The sequence below is a fragment of the Cesiribacter sp. SM1 genome, from assembly GCF_020178975.1.
Taxonomy (GTDB): Bacteria; Bacteroidota; Bacteroidia; order Cytophagales; family Cyclobacteriaceae; genus Cesiribacter.
The window spans coordinates 1-1163 of sequence record NZ_JAHXBU010000028.1 but is presented as its reverse complement, the minus strand read 5'-3'; the positions used below and the strand labels follow the sequence as shown (position 1 = coordinate 1163).

Genomic DNA, 1163 nt, shown 5'->3' with positions numbered 1-1163 from the left:
GGATCAATCGGTAAATCTGGGGAGCAGGGGTAGAATTTTTCGAGTAACAGTGTTTACTTGCTTTCAAAAAGAAATTGGAAGACAAGCACTATCTAAGATTTTTGTTGCCTGAAGGCTTGCTGGAGTATTTTGAGGTGAATGACATTAAGAAGGAAAGCCAGCACTACATCATTTATCTGGAGGAGAAGAATGTAGCTCCAGCGCAATACCAGCAGGATAAGCTTTTATCCAAAGGCTTCTATGATGAGGTGACCATACAGGATTTCCCCCTTAGAGGCAGGGCATGTTTTCTAAAGGTCAAAAGAAGAAGGTGGCACAATGAAACAACAGGAGCAGTAGTAAGCAGAGACTGGGAATTAGTAGCTAAAGGAACCAGGATGACAGCAGAGTTTGCTGCTTTTTTAAAAGGAATTGCTCGATAAGCATCCTGTCAGCTGTAAGAGTCTGGAGCTCTACTTCCATGTCAATGGCAAACAGCTTGAACATCAGTATGTCTGCCACTTGAGTGATTTTCTTGGCTGGTGCCAGCGAGAGCATGCTCAAGACTGGCTGCTCTTTGAGCAGAACCTGGGTCCACAGCTAAGCATAGATGAAACCTCTCTTTCACAAGGGGAGCTCTATACCATCATCACCAACAAAGAAGCCAAAGGTAGAAAGGGATGTTTAGTTGCCATTATAAAGGGTACTGAAGCTGAAAAGGTAAACCAGATTCTAAAACAGCTGCCAGAGCATAAGCGCCTAAGGGTAAAGGAAGTCACGCTGGATATGGCAGCAAGCATGGAAAAAATCGTACGCAGCAGCTTTCCCAAAGCAGCACTGGTTACTGATCGCTTTCATGTGCAGAAGCTTTGTTTTGAGGCTGTGCAGCAGATGCGCATTGAGTACCGCTGGCAAGCTTTAGAGCAGGAAAACAAGGAGATGGAGCTAGCAAAGGAACTGAAAAGAAACTTTATCCCTGATAGGCTGGAGAATGGCGACTCCTTAAAACAACTGCTGGCCAGAAGCAGGCACCTGCTGTTTAAGAACAAAAGCAACTGGTCTGCTTCACAAGCTCATCGGGCAGAGATCCTCTTTAGTAGGTATCCTGCCCTGGAACAAGCTTACAACCTCTCCAGGGATTTGGCTGCTATCTACCAGCAGACAAAGGTAAGAGAAGTAGCTTT

Annotated in this window: 2 protein-coding genes; both read left to right on the top strand. The window is 45.2% G+C overall.

All coding sequences use genetic code 11. The features are described from left to right. Positions 1-74 precede the first annotated feature (74 nt). Entirely contained in the window at positions 75-422 is a 348-nt protein-coding gene (locus tag KWJ01_RS03950) for a transposase (RefSeq protein ID WP_224995126.1), read from the top strand. A 79-nt stretch (positions 423-501) separates the two neighbouring features. Beyond that, positions 502-1163 (top strand): transposase (locus KWJ01_RS03945; protein ID WP_224995125.1); only part of this gene is annotated, 662 nt, incomplete at its 3' end.